A 24301-nucleotide genomic window follows, 5' to 3' on the forward strand; every position below is an offset into this window, starting at 1 on the left:
ACCATTTTACGGTCGATTTTTCGTCTGCAGATATATGCTAGCTTGAACTCAAAAATGCTATTTATATAATTCAATCCAATTTTATTATGAATGATGAAACGAGTTCTTTTGACGGGTAGTGCCTATGTCTAACTGTGCTTGCTCATTTCTTTTTCTTTAACTAACTTTTCCATTCCAATGTAGTACTCTAACAATCTTATAACATAGTCTGGCGCATGCCTCATGCCTCGTTCCCATTCAGTTACAGTTCTATAAGGAATATCAAAATAGTCACAAAACTCTTTGCGATTCATACCAGTACTTTCCCGTAATTCTTTTATTCTTTTTGCTTTTTCCATTGCACGCCTCTTTTACACATTGTGTATATTATAATCCACTCGCTATTCTTACACAATGTGTAATTATTAAATGTTTTGATGACTTCTAGCCCATAAATACTATGATAAAAGTCTTATTGATTGCAAAATAAAGCCTCGGCACCAATAGGGCCAAGGCTTCTAGACGTTTTTATTAAACTATAATGTAAGCGACAAATATAAAGCTCTCGAATACGCCCTTTCAAATTAGTAGTATTAAAGAAAAACTGCTGATTCGGAGGGCGTTTTGTTATGGATGTCATCTCTCCACAACCTTTCAAATTCTTTATTTTTATTACTTCTCTGATGTTACATCATCTGTATTGTTTTTCTTTTTACCTGTAATTATTGCAACAACCGCAAGTACTGCATTAATCAAACACCATCCAGACCAAATTGCAAGATCTGAAAAGCTTCCATAATTTGTAAATCCTATTAAAGCAGCAATACCAAATAAGATTATTAATGCAATATTACCACCCTTGCCTTGAGATTTTCTCGTTGCAACTGAAACGATACCACCTGCAAGCATAAAAACAGCAACGAGAATTCCCGCCGAACCTGATACTTCACCATTTTCTTCTAGAGTGTTAGACACACCTGCTGCGCAAGATTGGAATGCAACCAATACAAAGAAAACCATTGATAAAATACCCGAAACCAATTTCCATACTTTCATTATTTCTCTCCTCTCTTTTGTCGGTTTATTAGACAGAAAATGTATTTGGAATAATTTTCCAAAAAATATTTTTTAGTCTTCACAAATTATTTTAGTAAAGATATGTACTAAATTCAATAGTAAATATATGTACTAAGTATACTTAAACATATTAATCGGGAAGGGGGTATTATTCTTGTGGATTATATTAGAAGATTAAGAGATTTACGCGAAGACTCTGATTACACACAAGAATATGTTGCCTCTGTTTTAGGCACTTCTCAGACAATGTATGCTCGTTATGAAAGAGGTGCTAACGAACTTCCAATACACCACTTAATTACATTATGTAAACTATATAAAGTTTCTTCTGATTACATTTTAGGATTATCCAATTCAAAATAAGCACAAGAGAATATCCGTAAGGAATCTCCTGTGCTTTATTATTGACCTATATTCTATTCCAATATTTATTTAACTATAACATTAATAATTGGAAATTAGTTCTGGCTATGACCCACTATCAACTTAATTTATCCTTGTAAAATACTCTTTCTCATTTTCATGGTGAATATATGCTCCATTTTTTATCTGCACCCGAAGACTCGCAGGGTTATCCTTGTTTACAGACATATAGACTTCATCAATCCCCTTCTGTCTAGCTTTAGTCAGGGTTAACTCAAGTCCTTTAGTTGCATATCCCTTCCCGCGATATTTTTCTGAAATACAATAGCCAATATGCCCAGCTCCTTCTCTTAGAAAATCATTTAGGCAATGTCTAAGATTAAATACCCCTACATAAACATCATCATCCACGAGCACGTATGTAGTATCAGGTACAAATCCATCAGGTAAGTCTTTCCCCACTGACCAGTTTTTTTTCAATCCACTCAAGAAACTGTTCATAGTTGTAGCCATATACATTATTCATATATCCATTATCATTTTCTGGAAATGACATATAAAGCTCATATGTTTTTCGATAATCAGAATCCTGTACTCTTACTAGTTCCATAGAATATATCCTCCATTTATTACAATAAATCTAAGTTATTATATCGTTATTTCTATCTGATTTCCTTCTATTGCAATAATACAGCTTTCATAATAGCCATCCCCAGTTGTTCTTGGACCACTTACAATATCATAACCCGCTGCATTTAGGCGCTCGGTCAATTCATCTACACGTTCCTTGCTTCCTACAGAGAACGCTATATGGATTAGCCCTGTACGATTCAAAGATTTTACTTCATCAATCATATCAGGTCTATTCATTATTTCTAATCTCGCCCCATCCTCAAAAGAAATGAAATAAGATCGAAAGTCAGTTTTCACATTGTGATAACCGTCATTAGATTTTCCGTCAAGATATTTAACAAAGAAATCTCTAGCATTTTCTATATCATTAACATACATTGCAACATGTTCAATTCTCATACTTTCTCCTTACAAACTACGTCCTATCATACATTATCCAATATTTATAAAAACAGTGTTAACTTCACTTATTTGAGCCTGCTTTACACTAATTTTCTCTTCTCTTTTGTAATGAATGCCACTGACTACTTTAATTTCAACTTATTGTTCGCACTTAATTGATCAACCAAAGCTTTATATTTTACAGTATCACCATCTTACAAAATGATTGTTTCTCTTGAGCAGGAATATTTTGAAAATGAACCGCATTCTCTTAGTATCATTTTTTCAAGCGTACTAAACCTGAGAAAAAACTCTGATTTCTCTTAGTACGATTTCATCTAGATATACTAAACCTGAAGAGGAAATCATATTCTCCTTAGTACCATAAGTATTTATTTCACTAAACCATAGTAAATATTACAACTTGTTTAGTACTATCAACTCAAAAGGCACTAAACCTAATGGAAATGCCAGTGCTCCTTAGTACCTCTGTAAAAGTCGTACTAAACCAAATAAAAAAGCACTCCCTCTTAGTACCAAAAAATAAAATGTACTATAAAAGAAAAGTAAAGCTATTATTTATAGTACGTTTTAGTCCAAATTGACTATAAAAAAGAGAGACAACAACCATTTATAGTCATAAAATCGATTTTTTTACTATAAGTTTTAGGCAGGATAAATATATATAGTCAAGTAGCTCCAAAATGCACTATATCAGATAAAAAATTTGAATATTTATAGTACGTTAAGGAAAAATCATACTCTACTTGTATGAACAAAGCTCATAGTAGCAGGCTACAAAAAGTTACCATAAAAAACAGGCGTAATACTAAAGTCATAGGATGAAAATGACATTAGAATTACGCTATTGCTTTTACTAACTATATTCTTGCCATTAGTGCAACAGTCTCAGTATGCATGGTATGACCGAATTGATCGCAGACTGTGTACCTCTGCAAATGATATCCATTCTCCTCAAGGTGCTTGAGATCTCGAGCCAGGGTGGCGCTGTCGCAGCTGACGTAGACAATGCGGTCTGGCTGCATCTTTACCATTGTATCAAGGGCAACCACATCGCAACCCTTGCGAGGTGGGTCCACCATGATGACATCTGGATGAGACATTTTCTCGTAGATTTCCGGAAGGACTACTTCGGCTTCGCCACAGTAGAATTCTGCGTTATCTAGACCATTTAGCTTTGCATTTGCTTTGGCATTCTCAATAGCCTGTGGTACTACCTCAATACCGATGACTCTGCCCGCATGCTTTGCCATAGATAGAGAAATGGTGCCGATACCACAGTACAAATCCCACACTTCTTCTGTGCCGTGCAAATCTGCATACTCCAATGCCTTGCTATATAAACGCTCCATCTGGTCATGGTTGACCTGATAAAATGAATTGGCGCTAATATCGAATGAAATGGTATCTCCATTTGTAAGTGTGATAGTGTCACGGATAGCTTCCTTGCCATAAAGTGCCTTAGTCTCATAGCCCATAATGACATTGTCCCGGCGTGTATTGGTGTTGAGCACTAATGAGGCTAGCTCTGGCTCTACTTTTTTAACATGAGCAATCAAGGAATCTACTACTGGAAGCTTGTCACCATTTACAACAACACATACCATAGTCTCGCCTGTTGCCTTACCTTCTCTAACGAGAACATGGCGAATGAGTCCTTTGCCACTCGCCTCATCATAGGCTGCAACGCCATTTTTCTTCATGTAATCAATCACCGCATATACGATATCCATGCTCTTTTTCGAGCAGATTTTGCAATCATCAGATGGAACTATGCGATGGCTTCGCGCCCCGTAAAAGCCGGCGATTATATTGCCATCCTTATCCACTCCAATAGGCACCTGGGCCTTATTACGATAGCGAAATGGCTCTTCCATTCCAAGAATTGGCTCTCGTATAGAGTCAACAAATGCTCTATCATATCCTCCAATTTTAACCAGATTGTTTGCTACAATATTATCCTTTATCTCCAGCTGTTTGCCGTAATCCACCTGCATAATCTGACAGCCGCCGCACTGCTTTGCGTTAGGACAAGCTGGCTCTACTCTAAAAGGACTAGCCTCTACAACCTCTTTTAATGCTGCAAAGCAATATGTCTTTTTAACCTTTGTGATGATGACATCACATACATCACCGACAACTGCGTCTTTGACAAAAATGGTCACACCATCAGTGTGACCAATTCCAGCCCCTTCAAGGGACATATCTTCTATTGTTAATCTTACAATATCGTTTTTATTCATTAATTTTTCCCTGTTCTACGAATATTTGAATCAAGTAGACGGTTAAATCCCTGCCATGTCAAATTATTCTCTTCAACATTCTCGAGAGCCTCATAGATAGTCTCAAGCTTTGCGTCGAGATTATCTGCAAATGAAAGAGCAATAGCTTCTGCTATAGCAGGCTTCTTTGGTGAACCAAACTCAAGCTCTCCATGATGAGAAAGGATACAGTGAATAAGTTCTTTTCTCTTTACAGCTGGGAACCCTTCGATTTCATCGATAGTTCTATCAACCATAGTAGCGCCAACATAGATGTGGCCAAGAAGCTGTCCCTCATCTGTATAATCGTTACGTGGGAAATCTGAAAGCTCCTTTACCTTTCCAATGTCATGGAAAATGGCTGCTGTTATAAGTAAATCTCTATCCAAAAATGGATACTGTTTGCTGAAATAATCGCAGTTAGTTGCAACTGAAAGTGTATGCTCTAAAAGACCTCCTGTGAATCCGTGATGTACAGATTTGGCCGCTGAGTGTGCCTTGAATGCCTCAATAAACGCCTTATCTTCTACGAAGTACTTTCTAAGAAGTGTCTTCATGTATGGCGCCTGGATGGAATTGATAAGTGCAGTCAAATCATTCCACATAACATTAACATCCTTTTTGCTGGATGGAATGTAATCAGAAATCTCGAACTCGCCATCGTTAGCCTTGCGAAGGCGCTTAATATTAAATTGTAAAGCTCCATTCCAGCTAGTGATATCACCAGTAACTGTAATGAAATCTAACTCGTCGTAATCGCTAATCCCCTCGGAATCAACATCCCAAATCTTGGCATCAATAGTGCCTGTCTTGTCACATAATGTAAGTGACTCGAATGCCTTTCCTGTCTTTGAAATGCCCTGAGTTTTTTTCTTGCAAAGATATGTCTCAGTGCCTCTGTCTCCCTCTTTGAGTGTATTAATGTACTTCAATATATTCTCCAATCTAAGCCCCGTATGGAGCAGTGCAGTAAGCCTGCAAAAATCTCTTTTAATTATACGAAATGGATGACAGATAATCAATGTAAAACAAAACCCTTCGGCTTCTAAAAATAGAACCGAAGGGCTAACTTTATTTATTAAAATTTACCATTTTTCACCGTTAACGTATACGTCACCTACGTCGTTTCCCGCCTTAATTTTAACATCGTCCAAATCTCTATCTGTATGAATATCTATATCACCGACATCACTTTGTGCATCTAATTCATCAAAATCTGCTGTCAAATCAATATCACCCGTATCAGTACTAACTTCTACTGTTTTAATTGTGCCACTAGTTAATTCAAAATCACCTACATCCAACGTAAATGCCGCCTCTGTAGAATTAATGTTTTGAAGCTTGACATCTCCTACACCTGATGTAATTGTCATATTATCTGCACTAATATTCGATGCATTAATATCACCAACATTTGCTGTGATTGAGATTGCATCCGCATTTACATTAGAAATATCCATATCACCAACGTCTGTATTTGTGGATACTTTTACAAAAGTATAATCAGATGGAATTATAATTTTAATTTCCATTTTATTAGATCCAACATTGTTGTACCATTTTCCTACCTTTTGTTGAATGTTGATTGTGTAACCCTCAACAGATACTGTTGGTGCCAACTTTTCAGGATAATTGGTCACAACTTCAAGGGAATTCCCTGATAAAAATGTAACATCGGCAATATCTGCATCTATAATTATGGTATCAATGTTTTTACCTTCAAAAGTATATTCATCTTCAACTATCTTCCCAATAAAAGGATTGAACCAACCCATTACATTTATGCAAACACCTACCACTATAGCTATAAGTGTTATTATCCAAATTATAATTAGATAGCTTTTCTTTTTCATTACTCTTCCTCCTCAGCAAATGCCACGTTAATAATCTTGTTCAGAATTCCTGCAATTGGCCAAATGATCCAAGTGATATGCCAAGCAAATGTTAAGAAACTGACTATGAGATATATACAAGTAACTGTGCTCCAGTATACCGACATTACAGCCTTAACAGTTTTGTTTGTGTAATGCTTCTGATAATCATTATAGGTTCCGCTTATTGTTTTCTCATCGTTAATTTTGAGTGCTGTTTCAAAGCTTCCCTGAATAATTGATACATAAACAATTAATAAAACACCAATACCGATTGATAAAAACATGAAAACCGGCATAACCTCCAAGTCATTAAGCATGCATGGAATAACACAGATTACACAAAGCATAATACCAACTGTTAACGCTATCGCCCTAGTTGTTTTAAAGCCATTTCTTCTATTTTTGATGTAGTCTGCTGTTGCCATATCAATTCTACATGGCTCCTTTTTTAGAAACTCCCAATCGCGTCCAAGTACACCACTAAGAACAAATAATCCTACTCCAAGAGCAATTGAAATAAACATTCCAGCAGCACCATATTCACCCTTGCCATTTCCAAATGAGTCCCACAAAATTGGATAGATTACGCAAGTAATACAAAGGAAAACGCCAATTGCTATACGAAGTGCACTGTTAGCACTAGACCTAAGAAAATCCTTAATCTCATCCATTGACACATATCTTGCTGGGCACTCCTGCTGTCTCTCATGAACCTCTTCAACTTCCTTTGTAAGTCCTAAATCCTCAGCCAGCTCATCAAGATTTCCAAACTCTGAAATAACTGTACCAACAGCCTCATTTTCGCTAATACCATCTGAAATCATTTCATTGTATTTGTCTTCCATCATTTGTAAAAGCTCTGCCTTTGCCTTTTTAACCTCGGCAGTATTTGGCATGTTTGCAAACATTGCTTCTAAATAACTTTTTATTGTTTCCATAATTCATCTCCTACCGTCTATTTTTCTATAAAACGCTGAATAACCTCTTTTGTAAGCTCCCATTCCTCACACTTTGTTTGGTAATAATCTCTCCCATCCTGGGTAACCCTGTAATATGTTCGTTTCTTGCCATTTCCTTCTGGGTCAGGATCTGCGACGAATGATTCAATGTACCCGTTTTTCTCCATTCTCGTGAAGGCCGAATATAACGTGGTCTCCTTTATGACATATTTCTCATCTGTTATTTTTTTGATTTGCTTTGAAATCTCGTAACCATAGGATGGTTCCTTAATGAGAATGGAGAGAATCATGGTGTCATTGTAGCCACGAATTACATCACTACTAATCTCTGCCATTGTCATCCTCCTAATTTTTTTGTTGGTCTACATTTACGGGAAGACGCAGCATTTATAATTGCCTTCGGCAATGGGCTGCGTCGTGGCAGTACTACGATAGTCGTAATACAACGACTATCGTAATACTACGTCTGTCGAAGTAAATATACTACGACTGATGAAGTATGTCAACACATTATTTTTAAAATAGTCTTCAAACTATCAAAAACCGTGTATTATTCTAGTTTTTTAAATTTCTGTGAACCACTTAGATGCAATTGAAATAGTTTTCAGACTTTTCTATAATTAGAAATAGAATATGGCGTATTATGCGAGTGAGGAACAATGTTAGAACCAATTACTATCGAAAAAGGCAAAAAATTAATAAATGAAGGCGATGCCGTTGAGTGTGTATACGTAGTCCTTAAAGGCACAGTACAACAGGAATGGAAGGGTCAGAAGATTTCTTTGGGTCCAGGCACTGTTGTAGGTCTTTCTGATGCTCTTAATTTAAAGTATGAAGCTGACTACACTGTTGCAGAGGACTGTACTGTTATCAAGTGCCCTTACAAATCAATGGCTGATTTTGATGCCATTTTTAATGAACAGCCTGTCTACATTTTTGGCTTCGCCAAGGGTGCATTCAGACAGTGTCGTGATGTTTTTGCCATTTATGATAGCTACAAGAAAAAGGTTGATGATTTTTCTGATTACTGTCGTGGAATTCATACTGAATATCGTAAGCAATGCAGAGCTATAGGCATGACCCCTGAGGAAATACCTATGCTTGAAGAAATGGAGCCTCTTGAGCTGAAAAACGAGATTCTCAAGTGGGAACACGACTATATTGATAGTCTTAATTCAGTAGACAACAAAGAAATTGAAAATATATACGGCAAACGCACAGAAATTGTAAACGGTGTTATAGGCATCAGCTGTGGCTATATGAAGCGTGCCATAGAATGTACTGAAATTATGGGCTTCTATCTTGATGAATTTGCACCAATTCTTTTGTCCTCTGACAAAGGCGATATGTTTGAGCTCATCTTTAATTTAAGAATATATGCTGCTCAACGAGGTGCCGCACAAGATGACACTATAAAGCTTATGAAAATGCTTTATAAATTCCTATCCCAATCTGGTCTCTATGACAAAGCTCTTCTAAAGGAACGCTGGAGTGAATACGACAAGCACGATTTTGAAGCCAGCGCTGCAGCCTTTGATGAGGCGAAAATGCAAAAGCAGGCTGAATTCACTCAGACCTTTGAACACATCTGCGAATTTGCTGAAATCGAAGAAGACAAGGTGGAAGAATACAGGCAGCAGCTTGACGCCTTCCTTGCACTTTCCGACCGTGAAGGCAAAGAGGACAACGAACGAAAGGTTCGTAAGAAAGCAGTTGACTTATTCTATGACATTTATCTGAAGACCTTCTTCAGAGCTCTAGAATTTGAGGCCTATGGTGGCGAGTTAGACACCATCATATTAATGTTCTTAAACTTTGGATACATAGATTACAATGCAGTTGGCGAAGAGCTAACCTATCAGCTAGCTGACATATGTGAGCGCCTAGACACTCTCTGTCAAAGTGAGCATTGCTTCACCATATACTCATGGCTTAGAGCAGTTTATGCTGGCGAGCGCGAGCCTAGCAAAAACGAATTAGACTTAGATTACCGTGGATTCGTGCTGGAAGAAAGAAAAATAGGCAATATTTCTGAAGCAGATATGCCTACTTGGATGAACGACCAAGAACAAAAAGTAAAATTTGAAATAAACAACTTCTTTGTATCTGCCAACAGAACAACATCAGGAAAAATGTCTTCCTTCTGTCCTGTTCTCACCAAGGAAGACTTTGGAGCAGAACCAATGAGAATGCTTCTAACCAACGCCAAATTAATGGAAGCACTTGGAAAAATCGAAGAAGTTGACTACGGAATCTTCCTTCGTGAAGCCTTCTTTACTGACATGGACGCCAACGTAAAAAGCGAAGCCTATCCAAAACGAGTTGCACCAGACATCATTTTACTTCCAAACTGCGGAATGCGTGCAATGATGTGGCAGGAATGTGGTGGCATCAAGGTAGACAGCCCTGGCCGATTCGTATTCCCAATGTTTACATTCGATGACCTAGACAAAATGATGATCTACTGCTGCGGAGCATTTCGCTGGGAAATCTGCCGAAAAGAACAAGGTCCTCGCTGGAACGACATCGGAAGTGAATGCCTCACCTCAGACTTTTACGACTACTTCACTTTCTACCGCAAAAACAAAGAACTATCTGCCGAAAACAAAGAAAAAGTCAAGACATTACTCAAGTCTTCCCGCAACAACATGCGTGAAGCCTTTACAAAGCAATACACAATCTGGATCAACTTTGAAGCCCAAGGAAGTATCCGCCTAAACAAACCGGAGCGCAATATCCTCAACAAATACTGCACCTTCTCCAAAGCCTACAGAGCCAAGGTATCCAGCCACCCAATGTACGAACAGGTGCTCTCACGCCACGAAATCAAAACTGCGCAAGCTGTCAACCACCTCAAAACCATGATTGACCGCGTAGAAAAGAACGGCGGCGAAGTGCCCGACGAAGTCAAGAAAGGCATCGAATACCTTCGCATGTAACCCAGGCTCCCTCCCGCGGCTCCACCAGCTGCCCCACCGGGGGTCCCATAAACTTTGCAAGAATATTATATTTTCCATATATGCAAAGTGTCGCATCTTTAATTAGCAAGTGTTTTTTGTATGTCTGTACAATTTTGAAAAGCTGTTTTTTTAAGGCGGACACACAATACCTATAATCACTAGTACATCTCAGACACAAGGAAACTTGGGCGATTTTGGAGTGAACCTAGAAAAATAAAAACAGGATTATCAATATATTGGCATGCGCCGCTAGGACGGCGGCGCAAATGCGACACGCAACACGATGTTGTATAGAGCATGGTGCCAATATATGATAATCCTGTTTTTTAATTTTTCTTGGTGAACGGAGCATGAGCCCAAGTTCCTTGTATTCTGAGATGTACTATTAGTATCTTAAAGTGTCCGCCTCATGAAAAACACTTTTCAAAATAGTTCATCCATCAAAAGACACTTGCGAGATGCTCCCTTTTTGCATATTGGAAAATTATAATATTCGCAAAATTGTTTATGGGACCCCCGGTGGAGCAGCTGGTGGAGCCGCGGGAGGGAGCCTGGGTTACTATTTGAAGGTAACGATGGTTACGCCTGCGTCGCCTTCGCCGAATTCGCCTAGGTGGAAATCGGCTACGTTTTTGCACTTGCGCAGGTACTGGTGCACGCCCTTGCGGAGAGCACCTGTGCCCTTGCCGTGAACTACGCGGACTGAAGTAAGGTGGCTGATGTAGGCGTCGTCTAGGTATTTTTCGAGCTTTGCGATACCTTCGTCTACGGTGCAGCCAAGGAGATTGATTTCTGGAGAAATTGATGCTGCCTTGTTGAAGCCTCCGTAGGTCATGTTCTTGACTCTTGTACCCTTCTTTGGTACGAACTTGTCTTCTTCCTCGATGAGAACTAGGTCTTTGATGTTTACGGTGGACTTCATAATGCCCATCTGGACAGTCACATCACCCTTGGCATTAGGCACTGAGCATACGTTTCCAGTGAGGTTCATTGAAAGAACCTTTACCTTGTCTCCCACGTGCAAATCTGTAGGTACGTTGTGATTCTCTTGAACTTCCTTCTTTTCCTTTGCCTTGCTCTTTGACTTGTTGATGTTTTGGCCGAGAGCTTGACGTTTTGCTTCCATGGCAGAGATATTTCCGCTGCCTTTTCCAAATTTATTAAAGTCTCGAATTGTTTCGTCGGCGATATCTTTTGCTTCCTGTAAAATTGCCGCCGCATCTTCGTGAGCTTGTCTAATAAGTTCTTCGCGCTGTGACTTAATTTTTTCTTCACGAGCAGTTGCATCAGCCAATTTTTGCTCCGCAGCAGCCAAATCTGATGCAGCTTTTCTTGCATTTTCTTCCACCTCGTGACGTTTCTGTTCTAAATCTACCATCAAATCTTCAAATGATTTGTCATTTTCAGACAATCGGCTCTTTGCATCAGAAATTAACTCACTAGGAATTCCAAGTTTTGAAGATATTGCAAATGCGTTTGATTTTCCTGGTACACCGATAATTAATCGATAAGTTGGACTTAAAGTTTCCAAAGAAAACTCACAAGAAGCATTTTCTACTCCCTCTGTTGAGAGTGCATATACTTTTAATTCGCTGTAATGGGTGGTAGCCATAGTACGTACATCAAGTGTATGTAGCCTATCAAGTATAGACTGGGCAAGAGCAGCACCCTCTTTTGGGTCTGTACCAGCACATAGCTCATCTATAAGAATTAAAAACTGTGGCACTTTTTCTAGGGTATTTTTACCATATATTACCTTGGAATTCTTGAAATCCTTCTTGTTTTTGGCGATTAAATCCTCTGTCTCATGAGAATAGCTTCCACCATTAATTGCCTCTAAAATGTGGACAATGTTAACCATATGAGATGAGAATGTTGATAACGACTGCTCAATCGACTGCTCATCGCCAATATCTGCATAAACATCATCAAACACTGCCACCTGGCTTCTATCCTTAACAGGAATATGAAGTCCAGATTGTGCCATAAGAGTCAAAAGACCACAGGTCTTCAATGAAACAGTTTTACCACCAGTATTTGGTCCAGTAACAAGAAGCAGATTATAGTCCTCTCCTAGCTTAATATCAGTAGCAACCACCTTTTTAGGGTCAAGTAGTGGATGTCTAGCGCCTCTGAGATTTACAATTCCATCTTCGTTGAATTCTGGGCTTGTAGCATTTAGCTCAACAGCATAACGTCCCTTTGCAAGAATGAAATCAATCTCTGTTAAAAGCTCAAAGTTTCTAATAATTCCATCAGCGGATTCAGCAATTCTATTTGAAATATTTGCAAGAATTCTTTCAATCTCATCCTGTTCTCTTACCTGAAGCTCACGCATCTCGTTGTTCAAATCAACGGCCTGCATTGGCTCAATAAAGAATGTAGAACCTGTTGATGACTGGTCGTGAACCATACCAGGTACTCTCGATTTGTAATCAGAACGAACAGGAAGACAGTATCTTCCCTGTCGCATTGTAACTACAGGCTCCTGCAAGTAGCCTCTAGTTGTGGAGTTATTTAGAAGAGAATTCATTACACTCTTGATTTTGTCATTTGTACGCTGCATTCCCTTTCTAATATCAAAAAGTGCTGTGCTGGCATCATCTGCAATTGTCTCCTCATCAATGATACATCGACGAATCTCATTTAATATGGCAACCTCTGGTGAAAGGCCATTAAAGTAGAAACTAAGGGCATCCTCTTCCTCCATCTGTTTACCATATGCAGATACACGCTTTGTTACCTCAAGCACTGATGCAACAGCAAGTATCTCTTCTATTGTTAGAGTAGAACCAAGTTCAAGTCGTGCAAGTGATGAACGCAAATCCGTAGTACCGCTGGCACTAACATCTCCAACCTTTATAAGTCGATTAAAGGCACAGGCGGTTTCCTTTTGGAGTGTCTCAATCTCCTCTCTGTCATTAATTGGAAGTAGCTGCTGGCAGCGGAGCTTTCCAGATTCGCATGTAGCCAACTCTGATAATCTATTTATAATTTTGTCGTATTCTAGTGTTTTTAATACTTTTAGATTCATTACTTTACTCCTAATATTTTTCAACATGAAGTGTACCATTTTACATGACATTTGTCACATAACATAGTGACTCTATTCACTGTTTATGACCATTTATCCAATGTATTATAATTCTAGAATTTAAATTTCACGTAATTCAAAAGGAGATATGAAAAATATGAGTCAGAGTATTGTAAAAATCGATAATCTAGTTAAACGATATGGGGACAACGTAGCTGTAGACCATTTTTCATTAAATATAGAAGAAGGAGAAATTCTTGGACTTCTCGGTCCTAACGGCTCCGGTAAAACCACAACAATAAATTGCCTTCTTTCTCTTCTAAGCTTTGATAAAGGCGAGATTGAAATCTTTGGCCAAGAAATGAGCCCCGTTGCTTACAATATTAAATCCCAGATTGGTGTTGTAATGCAAAATGTTGCAGTTATAAACACTTTGAATGTATACGAAAATGTTGATTTCTTCTGCGGCTTATACATCAAGGATAAAGCTCTTAGAAAGCAGTATGTTGAAGAAGCCCTAGATTTTACAGGTCTTATGGAATACAAAAAATACAAGCCTAAAAATCTCTCAGGGGGATTGCTAAGAAGACTTAACATCGCCTGCGGAATTGCCCACAAGCCAAAGCTAATAATATTTGATGAACCAACAGTTGCTGTAGATCCACAAAGCCGAAACGCAATTCTAGAGGGCATTAAGAAAATGAATAAACAGGGGGCAACAATTATTTATACCTCCCATTATATGGAAGAGGTTGAGGCTCTTTGCTCAAGAGTTATCATTATGGATCATGGCAAAAATGTTGCTAACGGTACTTCAGCAGAGCTTAAATCCACTCTTATTAACAGAGAATCAATTCGCATTGGTTTACCTAATAAATCACCAGAAATTCTTAATGGATTAAAGGAAATCAATCATGTTTATAAGATAAAGGAAGATGGCGATGACGTTATTATCAAGTGTGATGGCGGAGAACATAATCTTGTTCACGTTCTTAGCTACTTAACAGACAATAACATTCCATTCGGTCATGTAACCACAGAACTACCTACTCTAAATGATGTTTTCTTGGAAATCACAGGAAAGGAGCTTAGAGATTAATGTTCGGAAGAATTTTCGTTTATAAATTAAAAGAGATTACTCGAAATCGCTACAACGTAGGCTGGAATTTTATTTTCCCAATTGTACTTGCAACTGTTTTCTATCTTGGATTCGGAAATTTAATAAAGGATGATCCGGATAATTTTTCCACCATAGAAGCTGGCTACGTTAACACAGTTGGCGATGCATCGCCCTTTGAAGCCGTACTTACGGAATTGTCCGAGGGAACAAATGATCAGATGGCAGTGCTCTCCATTCACAGATACAACTCCAAAGATGAAGCTATTAAAGCAATGAATTCCGGCGATATCTCAGGAATATATTTGGAGTCAGAAGATGGCATCGAAACCTTTGTTTCAAAAAATGGCATTACCGCTACTACCCTTAATCAAATTGTAAGGGAATATAAAAATAAAAAGGCCATTATTGAAACAGTGGCAGTAGAACACCCAGAAAATCTTCCTACAACAATAAGTATGGTTATGGATAACATTTCCACAGTTGAACGATATGATTTTGGCACAAATACCTCACCTTATATTCAATACTTTTTTGCGCTCATTGCCATGTCTTCGCTTTTTAGTTCATGGATTAGCACAGATATATTGGAAGGTATATGTGCAAACATGACCGAGCAAGGAAAGCGCTTTGAGTGCTCCCCTACTAACAAGCTGATGGCTATCTCCGCAGGTATTTTGGCTGCCCTAGTTCTTCAATCTGTCACTAATGCAATAGTAGTTATTTACGTGCAGGAAATACTAAAAATTAACTTTGGAGCCCCACTATGGAACGTTTTACTGCTTACAACACTAGGTAGTGCTTTAGGTGTTTCTGCTGGAGTTCTTATTGGCTCCTTTATAAAGAACAGCCACCTGTTAGTTGTTGTGCCACTTTGTTTTACAATGACTTGCTCATTTTGCAGCGGCCTCATGTGGCATCAGGTCAGACAGGTCATCGAAAACAATTGTCCATTACTAAACAGAATCAACCCTGCTTCACTTTTAGTTGATAGCCTATTCACACTTTCAACCTATGGTCGCACAGAGACTTATTACCGGGACGTGGCTATTATGTGTTCAATGATTGTAATTAGTCTTCTAGTAAGTGCATTCCTTTTAAGGAGGAGAAAATATGTCAGTCTTTAAAGCCATACTAAAATCATTAAAGGCCAATATCATGACTATAATTGTTTATCTTGCCATTTTTACTATCTTTGGAAATATGCAGGCTAAAGCCAATGCTTCTACACAGGATACAGCCTTTGAAGAAGTTACAGTCACCGTAGCTGTAACAGATAATGATAATTCAACCCTCAGCAAGGCCGTTGTTGATTATCTAGAGGAAACTCAAAATGTGGTTTCACCAAAAACTGATGACCCAATGGTAATGAACGACAATGCTCGCTTTTCAATCTATGATTATGCATTAATTATTCCTGAGGACTTTGAGTCAAAAGTATTATCAGGAGATACTGAAAATCTCCTGACTTATATTGCCCCTGGAACTACTGCTTCACAATTCCTTTTAACTGAGAAGCTTAATGACTATTTACAGGACATTGTGATATATTTAAATAGTGGTTATAGCGAAGCTGAGGCAATTTCTCTCACCCATGAACAGATGATAGAGCTCAACGAAACAAAGGCCACTATAATAGATGAATCTGATAAGAATCACCGCTCATTTTTCGCAGGAATGTTTTTATTCAATGGCTACACTCTATTGATGATTCTTAGTATATGCTGTGCAACAGTTGTTACTTTCATGAAAAACAAGGATGTTAGCAACCGCATTTCTGTTAGTGGAATGCACTTCTTTACCAGGAATGCAGCTGCAATCGGCGCGGTTTTCTTTATCGGCACTATCCTTACTACCTTTGCTATTTTAGTTATTCATGTGATGGGTTCAGTAAACGATAACAAGTTTTGGTTCTACGCTATTGATACCTACTCTCTTATGTTTGTAGGCCTTGGATTGGCATATTTCATTTGTTCACTAACAGCCAATGAGAACCTGATAAATATGGTTGCCAACATGGTTGTCCTTTCAATGAGCTTCCTTTGCGGAGTATTTGTTGACACACAATTTTTATCCTCTTCAATAATAAAGGTTGCGCATTTTATGCCTCTTTACTGGTACACCACAGCTATCAAATTTATAAATGACAACCCAGTTGGAAATATCTGGTGCGGCAAATTCGCTTCTTATTTAGTTATTGAAATTCTCTTTGCCCTGGTATTTTTTACAGCTGGAATGATTGTATCTAGGAAAAAGGAACAATATGCTATTTGATGTTATCATACGTTTTTTAACGGCATTAGGATTAACTCTATTAATAAATGCAAAGGGCATTACAACCACTACAGTTGTAATGTCTATTTGCGTTTTTTTAATACTTCAAATCAGCCTTTTAATAGACAATAAAATCATTTATTTAGCACTAACTGCTTTTCCTTTTTTCTTTACCCTTGTTTATTTTTTCATATTTGATTATTCTCCTCTTCTAATATGCTTTTTGCTTCTAATAGCCGGCTTTTCATTTATATCCCTATATCTTTATGAAAAGCTTCTTGAATGCAAGAGGCTCTTATATCGCACCCGTGACGACAGCAAAGAATTAGAAGAAATATTACAGGACAAAAATAAAAGACTTATGTCAGAGCAGGACCAGCAGGTTCATTTGGCTACTCTAGCGGAACGCAATCGTATAGCAAGAGAAATCCATGACAATGTCGGCCACCTGCTTTCCAGAGCCATACTCCTATTAGGAGCCATTACTGTAGTAAACAAAGATGAAAATTTAACACCGCAGCTTGATATGCTATCTGCCACTTTAGACGAATCCATGGCTAAGATGCGTTCTTCTGTTCACGATTTACACGATGACTCAATTGATTTACAAAAGAATTTTACAGAAATCATCGGAGAATTAAAGAATTTCTCCATAACCACTGACTTAGATATTGATGAATCAATTCCTACCAATATCAAGCTTTCGCTAATTGGAATTTTAAAGGAAGCCGTCACCAACATACTCAAGCATTCAAATGGTGACAGCGTTTCCATCATTCTCCAACGAAACTACAGCTTCTGCACCATTTCAGTTTCAGACAACGGAACCTTATCTGACAACGCAATCAAAAGAATTAATTCTGATGATTACGAGGGCATAGGGCTTGAGAATATAAAAAACAGGGCTCGCTCCCTTGGTGGAGATGCCTACTTCTACACAAATGATGGTTTCACTGTATTTGCTAGACTTCCATACAGCATGAACGAAAAATAAAGAACATGGGAGATGTTTTTATGGATACCAAAAAAATTTTGTTAATAGACGATGATGAACTAATCACAATGTCCTTAGAAATGATAATCAATGCCGAAGAAGGCTTTTCAGTTATTGGCAAAGGCAATAGTGGCGAAGAAGCCATAAAGCTTTTTGACCAACACTCCCCTGATCTCCTGCTAATGGACATCAGAATGGAAAACACAAATGGATTAGAAGCAGCTGAACAAATCTTGGCAAAGCATCCAGATGCTGTCATCCTATTCCTTACCACATTCTCAGACGACGAATACATTGTAAAGGCCCTAAAGCTTGGCGTACGCGGCTATCTCTTAAAACAGGACTACAAGTCCCTACCCGTAGCTTTACATGCCGCCATCGACGGCCAAAGCGTCTTTGGAGGTGCCATAGTCGACAAGCTTCCAGCCCTTATGTCCTCTACCACTTCCAGCACCGGGTTCGACTACAAAGGAAGCGACATCTCCGAAAAAGAATACGAGGTCATCCAACTGGTAGCCGAGGGCTACTCAAACAAGGAAATCGCACAAAAACTTTTCCTCTCCGAAGGCACCGTACGAAACTACCTCTCAACCATCCTAGAAAAGCTACAACTCCGAGATCGCACCCAGCTGGCCATCTTCTACCTGAAGAACGCCAGCACCTAGTAAGGGCTAGGTGGCATATTAAAAGGGCTGGAGATGATCCAGCCCTTGGGTGCTATTCTTGGTTTTTGATTTCGATGTAGGATTTGACGACTTTTACAAGTTTGTCGTAATCCATTTTGCCTGTGTCTAGGCAGAAATCGTAGTTTCGTGCGTCGTTCCAATCGCGTCCTGTGTAGTATCGATAGTAGTCGGCACGATGCTTGTCGATGTCATGCATTCGCTTGAGCAGTTCTTCGTCAGTTCCGCTTACTTGCTTGCGAAGACGCTCTAGACAATCCTCCTCTGAAGCATAAAAGAAAAGTGACAGTACATAAGGTCTATCCCTGAGGATAAAGTCGGCACAACGGCCTACAAATATACAGCTCTGAGTATTGGCAATTCGTTTGATTACATCTGCTTGGAGCTCAAATAAGTTGTCGTCTGATGTAAATGCTGCGTACTCAGGTGTTAATGGCATGCCCTTGTACTTGCCTTTTGTTGATAAGAAAATCTTTCGGACAGTCTCATCAACTTGACCAAATAGCTCTTCGTTAATACCACTTTGGTCTGACGCCATTCTAAGAATCTCTCTGTCATAGACAGGAATCCCCAATTCCTTAGAGAGCTTCTTTGCTAATGTCAAACCTCCAGAACCATAACTCCTTGCAATTGTAATAACTAGCTTCTTGTCTTCCATGCTTACCCCTCCAATTGAATGCATTCTTAAATGCTTAAGAAATGCTTATTCACCAAGGTATGCTTTTTTGATAGAGTCATCATTCATAAGCTGCTTTGCATCACCTGAAAGAACTATATTTCCTGTCTCAAGCACATATGCTCTATCTGCGATGGCAAGTGCTTTTTTTGCATTCTGCTCTACCAATAGTACCGTGGTGCCTGCATCAGAAATTGACTGAATGATATTAAAAATCTCATCAACATAGATTGGAGAAAGTCCCATAGATGGCTCATCCATAAGAACAATACTTGGATTGCTCATAAGAGCTCGGCCCATAGCTAACATCTGCTGCTCGCCTCCGGAAAGTGTTCCTGCAAGCTGATTCTGACGTTCCTTGAGTCGTGGGAAGCTTTCATATACCTTTTCATATGTATCAGCAATTTCTGTCTTGTTACTTCTAGTATAAGCCCCCATTTTCAAGTTTTCAAGCACTGTTAAGCCCGGAAAAACTCTACGTCCCTCAGGCACGTGTGCAAGGCCCATAGACACGATTTTATGCCCTGGTACTTTAGTAATATCTACGTCATTTAATAGGACTTGGCCTGAAGCAGGAGTGAGCATTCCCGAGATAGTCTGAAGTGTAGTTGTCTTTCCTGCACCGTTTGCACCAATAAGAGCAATTACCTCTCCCTTATTAACTTCAAAGCTTATTCCCTTAAGAGCTTGAATAACTCCATAATTTACAACTAAATTTTCTACCTTTAACATTTAACACCTCAAATAATTTACGCTATATAAGGCTAGCTTATTCTCCCAAATATGCCTTGATTACCTCTGGGTCGTTCAAAACATCACTAGTATTGCCCTGTGATAAAACACTACCGAAATTCAATACTGTAAGCTTCTCACAGATACCTGACACAAGCTTCATATCGTGTTCAATCAATAAGATTGTGGCATTGAATTCTTTTCGAATTAAGGCAATTGTATTCATCAAATCTCTTGTTTCATTTGGGTTCATACCAGCTGCTGGTTCATCCAAAAGAAGAAGCTTTGGATTAGTAGCAAGGGCTCTAGCTATTTCAAGCTCACGCTGCTTACCATATGGTAGGTTTGATGCTAATACGCTGGCTTGCTTGTCTAGTCCAAACACAGAAAGGATTTCAAGGGCCTTTTTATCCATTTCTTTTTCAACCTTGAAAAATTTTGGTAAACGAAATAGCCCTGTGGCTGTGCCATATTCAAAGGAATTGTGTAAGCCAATTTTTACATTATCAAGAACAGTCTGATTGCCAAAAAGTCGAATATTTTGGAATGTTCTTGCGATACCAGCTTTGTTAATTTCTGCTGTTTTCTTTCCCGTAATATCTTTGCCATCTAGGAAAATTTTTCCATCGGTAGGCTTGTAAATTCCTGTTAACATATTGAAAACAGTAGTCTTTCCTGCACCGTTAGGACCAATTAAACCATATAATTCGCCCTGCTCAATAGAGAGATTAAACTCATCTACAGCTCTAAGACCTCCAAAGGAAATGCCTAGGCTATTTACTTCTAGTAAACTCATTTAGCGCACCTCCTTAGTCTTTTTAAATTTATTAACAATGGCACTAGTTGTAAGTCCATATTTTTCACGCCACTTCAAAATAGCTGGTGCCCAGTTAAATAACATAAGTAAAATAAGAACTATTGAATAAATCAACATACGGTATGTCTGTAAATCTCTAAGAAGCTCAGGAAGCATTGTAAGTACTGCTGCTGCAATTACAGAACCTGAGATATTACCGATTCCACCTAATACTACATAAACTAGAATCATGATAGACATGTTGTAGCCAAAGTTATTTGTGTTGGCAACAAGCATATTAATATTATGTGAATAAAGCACACCACCAACTCCTGCAATGGCTGCTGAAAGTGTAAATGCAATAAGCTTGTACTTTGTAATAGGAAGACCTACTGTCTCTGCTGCAATCTGATTATCTCTAATAGCTTTTACTGCTCGTCCTGTTCTTGAATTAACAAAATTGTGAACCACAATAAGGGCTAAAATCAAAAGAAGAACAGCAAGTGTAAAAGTAGATTGTCTAGGTGTTCCAGTGATACCCTGGGCACCATTTAAAATAAGCTTTCCATCAGGCTCAAGACCTAATGACATCATATCCTTTATAGATGCATGAACACCTCTTGAGTCCACACCTACATATAAAACTGTAATAACAGTTTTTATAATTTCACCAAAGGCAAGTGTAACGATTGCTAAGTAGTCACCGCTAAGTCTAAGAACAGGAATGGCAATTAAAAATCCAAATAAAGCAGCCATCACAGTGCCAATAACAATTGCTAAAAAGAATCTTGGTCCGTCTGGAATAACGTCCATGAAGGTTTTTGAAAAGAATGCAGATGAAAATGCACCTACGCACATAAACCCTGCATGTCCAAGAGAAAGCTCTCCTAAATAACCAACGCAAAGATTTAATCCAACTGCAACTAATGAGTATGCACAAACTGGTACCAAAAGTCCTTTCATTAAGGAGCTAAGGTTACCTGTGCCATCCATAATACAAACGATAATGTATATTAGCGCTATAACTGAAATCGATGTTATTAACTTTTGTGTAGATTTATTTAATTTCTTCATGCTCCCACCTACACTTTCTCTTTAATCTGCTTGCCTAAGATACCTGTAGGCTTAACTAGTAAAACAATTATAAGAACAGCAAAAACGATAGCATCTGCTAACTGGCTTGAAATATAAGCCTTTGCTAAAATCTCAATAATTCCAAGTAACAATCCACCAACTAAAGCTCCAGGAATTGATCCGATTCCACCAAATACCGCTGCAGTAAATGCTTTGATACCTGGCATTGAGCCTGTATATGGTGTTAATGATGGATATGAGCTACAAAGCAATGCACCAGCAATAGCAGCTAGTCCTGAACCAATTGCAAAGGTTAAGGAAATTGTGGCATTTACATTGATACCCATAAGCATTGCTGCGTCTCTATCCTCTGACACTGCTCTCATTGCCTGACCTGGCTTTGTGTATTTAACAAACCACATTAGTGCAGCCATGATTACCAAGCAAACAACAATAGTAACAATTGCATTACCAGTAATTCTAAGCTGTCCACCTGCAAATGAAAGGCCCTCCCAACTAATTACAGATGTGAAGGATACAGGATTTGAACCAAATATCATTAATGCAATATTCTGTAGAAAATAACTAACACCAATGGCAGTAATTAAAACTGCTAGGTTAGTTGCCTTTCTTAGTGGAGCATATGCAATTTTTTCGATTACCATTCCAAGAACAGTACAACATATAATAGATAAGATTATTGCAATTGGAATAGGCAACCCCGTATTGGACATTGTCATAAATACCACATATGCGCCAATCATAATAACATCGCCATGAGCGAAGTTCAGCATCTTAGCAATACCATAAACCATGGTATATCCAAGAGCTATTAAGGCATATACACTTCCTAAACTTAATCCATTAATAAGATAAGTTAAAAATCCCATAACTAAAACTCTCTTTCAGAAAATTAATTGCGATGCAGCTCGCCTACGTAGTAGTGAAGTTGCATCGCCTTTGATACAGTATATTATTTATGCGAGTGGATAACTCGAGTATCTGTATTCTCTAAGTGAGCTAGTAGCTATCAAGCTCATAGATTTCTCAAGCGAGACATTCTAGTCGAGCTGAGAAATACTATGGCTTGTTAGCGTAACTAGCGGACTTGAACGTAACCAGCGGACTTTAATGTGACCAGCGGACTTTATTCTGCAGATACGTAACCGCCATCCTTAATGATTACAGCCTTTGGTGCCTTTGAAACTTCACCAGCATCATTCCATGTCATGTTCTCACCTGTAAGTCCATTGTATGATACCTGCTGAATCTGTGCGATAAGTGCATCGCAGATTTCTTCGTTAGAAGCCTCTGGTGTAAGGTTAGCTGCCTCAATAGCTTCCTTTAAGATGTAAACTCCATCATAAGCATCTGCTGCAAACTGGTTAGGTGTGCCACCGAACTTCTCATCATATGCCTTTACGAATGCCTGTGTTGCCTCATCCTCAGCATCTGCTGCGAATGGTGTAAGAAGATATACGCCTTCAGCAAGACTTACGTCGAAGTTTTCAACATCAAGAAGTCCATCAAATCCGTCTACACCGAACATTGTAGGAGCATATCCCATCTGATTAGCCTGTGTAAGAACGATTGAACCTTCTGTGTAATAGAATGGAAGGAATAAAAGGTCCGCGCCTGCATCCTTACATTTCTGAAGCTGTGTTGTGAAATCCTTGTTTGAATCAGCTGTAAATGCCTCTGCTGCAACAATTTCAAGTCCTTGTGCCTGTGCCTCTGTAGCAAAGTTCTGATAAACACCTGATGAATATGGATCAGAGCTATCATAGATAACACCAATCTTTGTTCCTAAGTTGTTCTCAACAATATAGTCTGCTGAAACTGTTCCTTGGTTAGGATCTGAGAAACAAATCTGGAATGTATTATCATTTCCCTCTGTTACGCTTGTTGATGAAGCTGATGGTGTAAGCTGGAAGATTCTGTCATTGTATGTCTCAGCTGAAACTGCAGCACAAGCACCTGAAGTAACTGTACCCTCGAGAATCTGCATTCCCCAGTCCTTAAGTGTGTTGTATGCATTTACTGACTTCTGTGGGTCAGCCTCGTCATCCTGGAAATTGAATGAAATCTGATATCCGTTGATACCGCCATCTGCATTGATTTCGTCAACTGCTAACTGAATAGCATTCTGAACTCCCTGTCCATACTGAGCAGCACTACCTGTAATAGGTCCAATACCGCCAATTCTCCATGTAAGTTCCCCTGATGTATCAACATTATCTGATCCTGATGTGCTGCTACTATTGCCACAGCCAGCAAATAATGATGTAGCCATTGCTGCACAAAGTGCAAAACTAATTGCTTTCTTCATATCATACCTCCTCGTAATATATGTTTTGTTACTAAGTTTTTACATTTATACAACTCCATCAATCGGTTTGGTTATGCTCATGAT

The 24301-nt window shown here is 38.7% G+C and carries 24 protein-coding genes; 7 read left to right on the top strand and 17 right to left on the bottom strand.

Annotation, left to right across the window (positions count from 1 at the left end):
• Positions 1–128: 128 nt before the first annotated feature.
• Positions 129–338 (bottom strand): helix-turn-helix domain-containing protein, encoded by a 210-nt coding sequence (locus tag E7276_RS13490; protein WP_294218637.1) that lies wholly within the window; start codon positions 336–338, stop codon positions 129–131.
• Between the two features lie 313 nt (positions 339–651).
• Positions 652–1035 carry a hypothetical protein gene (locus E7276_RS13495; RefSeq protein ID WP_294218640.1) on the bottom strand — a complete coding sequence of 128 codons (384 nt, stop codon included), beginning with the start codon at positions 1033–1035 and terminating at the stop codon, positions 652–654.
• A 177-nt stretch (positions 1036–1212) separates the two neighbouring features.
• Here E7276_RS13495 and E7276_RS13500 point away from each other — a divergent pair, with 177 nt between their 5' ends.
• Positions 1213–1419, top strand: coding sequence for a helix-turn-helix domain-containing protein (locus tag E7276_RS13500; protein ID WP_294218642.1), 207 nt, complete (start codon positions 1213–1215; stop codon positions 1417–1419).
• 123 nt (positions 1420–1542) lie between these two features.
• Here E7276_RS13500 and E7276_RS13505 read toward each other — a convergent pair whose 3' ends face one another.
• From E7276_RS13505 to E7276_RS13540, 8 genes are all read right to left on the bottom strand, one after another.
• Positions 1543–1899 carry a GNAT family N-acetyltransferase gene (locus E7276_RS13505; RefSeq protein ID WP_294218644.1) on the bottom strand — a complete coding sequence of 119 codons (357 nt, stop codon included), beginning with the start codon at positions 1897–1899 and terminating at the stop codon, positions 1543–1545.
• Positions 1862–2029, bottom strand: coding sequence for a hypothetical protein (locus E7276_RS13510; RefSeq protein ID WP_294218646.1), 168 nt, complete (start codon positions 2027–2029; stop codon positions 1862–1864). The genes E7276_RS13505 and E7276_RS13510 overlap by 38 nt, the downstream gene beginning before the upstream one ends.
• Before the next feature lie 38 nt (positions 2030–2067).
• Positions 2068–2451, bottom strand: a complete 384-nt coding sequence (locus tag E7276_RS13515) for a VOC family protein (RefSeq protein WP_294218648.1) — start codon at positions 2449–2451, stop codon at positions 2068–2070.
• A gap of 863 nt (positions 2452–3314) precedes the next feature.
• Positions 3315–4697 carry a 23S rRNA (uracil(1939)-C(5))-methyltransferase RlmD gene (gene rlmD / locus E7276_RS13520; RefSeq protein ID WP_294218651.1) on the bottom strand — a complete coding sequence of 461 codons (1383 nt, stop codon included), beginning with the start codon at positions 4695–4697 and terminating at the stop codon, positions 3315–3317.
• Positions 4697–5647 carry a 3'-5' exoribonuclease YhaM family protein gene (locus E7276_RS13525; RefSeq protein WP_294218654.1) on the bottom strand — a complete coding sequence of 317 codons (951 nt, stop codon included), beginning with the start codon at positions 5645–5647 and terminating at the stop codon, positions 4697–4699. The genes rlmD and E7276_RS13525 overlap by 1 nt, the downstream gene beginning before the upstream one ends.
• 153 nt (positions 5648–5800) lie before the next feature.
• Positions 5801–6568 (bottom strand): DUF4097 family beta strand repeat-containing protein, encoded by a 768-nt coding sequence (locus tag E7276_RS13530; RefSeq protein ID WP_294218657.1) that lies wholly within the window; start codon positions 6566–6568, stop codon positions 5801–5803.
• The gene (locus tag E7276_RS13535) at positions 6568–7527 is read right to left on the bottom strand and encodes a permease prefix domain 1-containing protein (RefSeq protein WP_294218660.1); all 960 of its coding nucleotides are present in this window, start codon (positions 7525–7527) and stop codon (positions 6568–6570) included. Before E7276_RS13535 ends, E7276_RS13530 begins: the two co-directional genes overlap by 1 nt.
• 17 nt (positions 7528–7544) lie before the next feature.
• The gene (locus E7276_RS13540) at positions 7545–7883 is read right to left on the bottom strand and encodes a PadR family transcriptional regulator (RefSeq protein WP_294218662.1); all 339 of its coding nucleotides are present in this window, start codon (positions 7881–7883) and stop codon (positions 7545–7547) included.
• Positions 7884–8207: 324 nt separating this feature from the next.
• Here E7276_RS13540 and E7276_RS13545 point away from each other — a divergent pair, with 324 nt between their 5' ends.
• Positions 8208–10487, top strand: coding sequence for a cyclic nucleotide-binding domain-containing protein (locus E7276_RS13545; protein WP_294218665.1), 2280 nt, complete (start codon positions 8208–8210; stop codon positions 10485–10487).
• Positions 10488–11067: 580 nt separating this feature from the next.
• Here the strand turns inward: E7276_RS13545 and E7276_RS13550 are convergent.
• A complete protein-coding gene (locus E7276_RS13550; protein ID WP_294218667.1) occupies positions 11068–13542 on the bottom strand; it encodes an endonuclease MutS2 in 2475 nt (824 codons plus the stop codon).
• A 157-nt stretch (positions 13543–13699) separates the two neighbouring features.
• Between E7276_RS13550 and E7276_RS13555 the strand changes: the two genes are divergently transcribed.
• The 5 genes from E7276_RS13555 to E7276_RS13575 all read left to right on the top strand — a co-directional run bounded on the left by E7276_RS13555 (position 13700) and on the right by E7276_RS13575 (position 18592).
• The gene (locus E7276_RS13555) at positions 13700–14641 is read left to right on the top strand and encodes an ABC transporter ATP-binding protein (RefSeq protein WP_294218669.1); all 942 of its coding nucleotides are present in this window, start codon (positions 13700–13702) and stop codon (positions 14639–14641) included.
• Positions 14641–15786 carry an ABC transporter permease gene (locus E7276_RS13560; RefSeq protein ID WP_294218672.1) on the top strand — a complete coding sequence of 382 codons (1146 nt, stop codon included), beginning with the start codon at positions 14641–14643 and terminating at the stop codon, positions 15784–15786. Before E7276_RS13555 ends, E7276_RS13560 begins: the two co-directional genes overlap by 1 nt.
• Positions 15773–16933, top strand: coding sequence for an ABC transporter permease (locus E7276_RS13565; protein ID WP_294218675.1), 1161 nt, complete (start codon positions 15773–15775; stop codon positions 16931–16933). The genes E7276_RS13560 and E7276_RS13565 overlap by 14 nt, the downstream gene beginning before the upstream one ends.
• A 361-nt stretch (positions 16934–17294) precedes the next feature.
• A complete protein-coding gene (locus E7276_RS13570; protein WP_294218678.1) occupies positions 17295–17927 on the top strand; it encodes a sensor histidine kinase in 633 nt (210 codons plus the stop codon).
• A gap of 20 nt (positions 17928–17947) precedes the next feature.
• A complete protein-coding gene (locus E7276_RS13575) occupies positions 17948–18592 on the top strand; it encodes a response regulator (RefSeq protein ID WP_294218680.1) in 645 nt (214 codons plus the stop codon).
• 52 nt (positions 18593–18644) lie between these two features.
• Here the strand turns inward: E7276_RS13575 and E7276_RS13580 are convergent, their stop codons facing one another.
• The 6 genes from E7276_RS13580 to E7276_RS13605 all read right to left on the bottom strand — a co-directional run bounded on the left by E7276_RS13580 (position 18645) and on the right by E7276_RS13605 (position 24217).
• Positions 18645–19268, bottom strand: coding sequence for a cytidylate kinase-like family protein (locus tag E7276_RS13580; protein ID WP_294218682.1), 624 nt, complete (start codon positions 19266–19268; stop codon positions 18645–18647).
• Positions 19269–19313: 45 nt separating this feature from the next.
• Positions 19314–20018, bottom strand: coding sequence for an ABC transporter ATP-binding protein (locus E7276_RS13585; protein WP_294218684.1), 705 nt, complete (start codon positions 20016–20018; stop codon positions 19314–19316).
• A 37-nt stretch (positions 20019–20055) separates the two neighbouring features.
• On the bottom strand, positions 20056–20814 hold the full coding sequence (locus tag E7276_RS13590) for an ABC transporter ATP-binding protein (protein ID WP_294218687.1): 759 nt from the start codon (positions 20812–20814) through the stop codon (positions 20056–20058).
• Positions 20815–21888 carry a branched-chain amino acid ABC transporter permease gene (locus E7276_RS13595; RefSeq protein WP_294218689.1) on the bottom strand — a complete coding sequence of 358 codons (1074 nt, stop codon included), beginning with the start codon at positions 21886–21888 and terminating at the stop codon, positions 20815–20817. It abuts the gene before it with no gap.
• Positions 21889–21896: 8 nt separating this feature from the next.
• Positions 21897–22778, bottom strand: a complete 882-nt coding sequence (locus tag E7276_RS13600; RefSeq protein WP_294218692.1) for a branched-chain amino acid ABC transporter permease — start codon at positions 22776–22778, stop codon at positions 21897–21899.
• A gap of 257 nt (positions 22779–23035) precedes the next feature.
• Positions 23036–24217: an ABC transporter substrate-binding protein gene (locus tag E7276_RS13605; protein WP_294218694.1), complete on the bottom strand. Its 1182-nt coding sequence runs from the start codon at positions 24215–24217 to the stop codon at positions 23036–23038.
• Positions 24218–24301 lie beyond the last annotated feature (84 nt).

This window comes from Pseudobutyrivibrio sp. (genome assembly GCF_015057185.1).
In the GTDB taxonomy this organism is placed as follows: Bacteria; Bacillota; Clostridia; order Lachnospirales; family Lachnospiraceae; genus Pseudobutyrivibrio.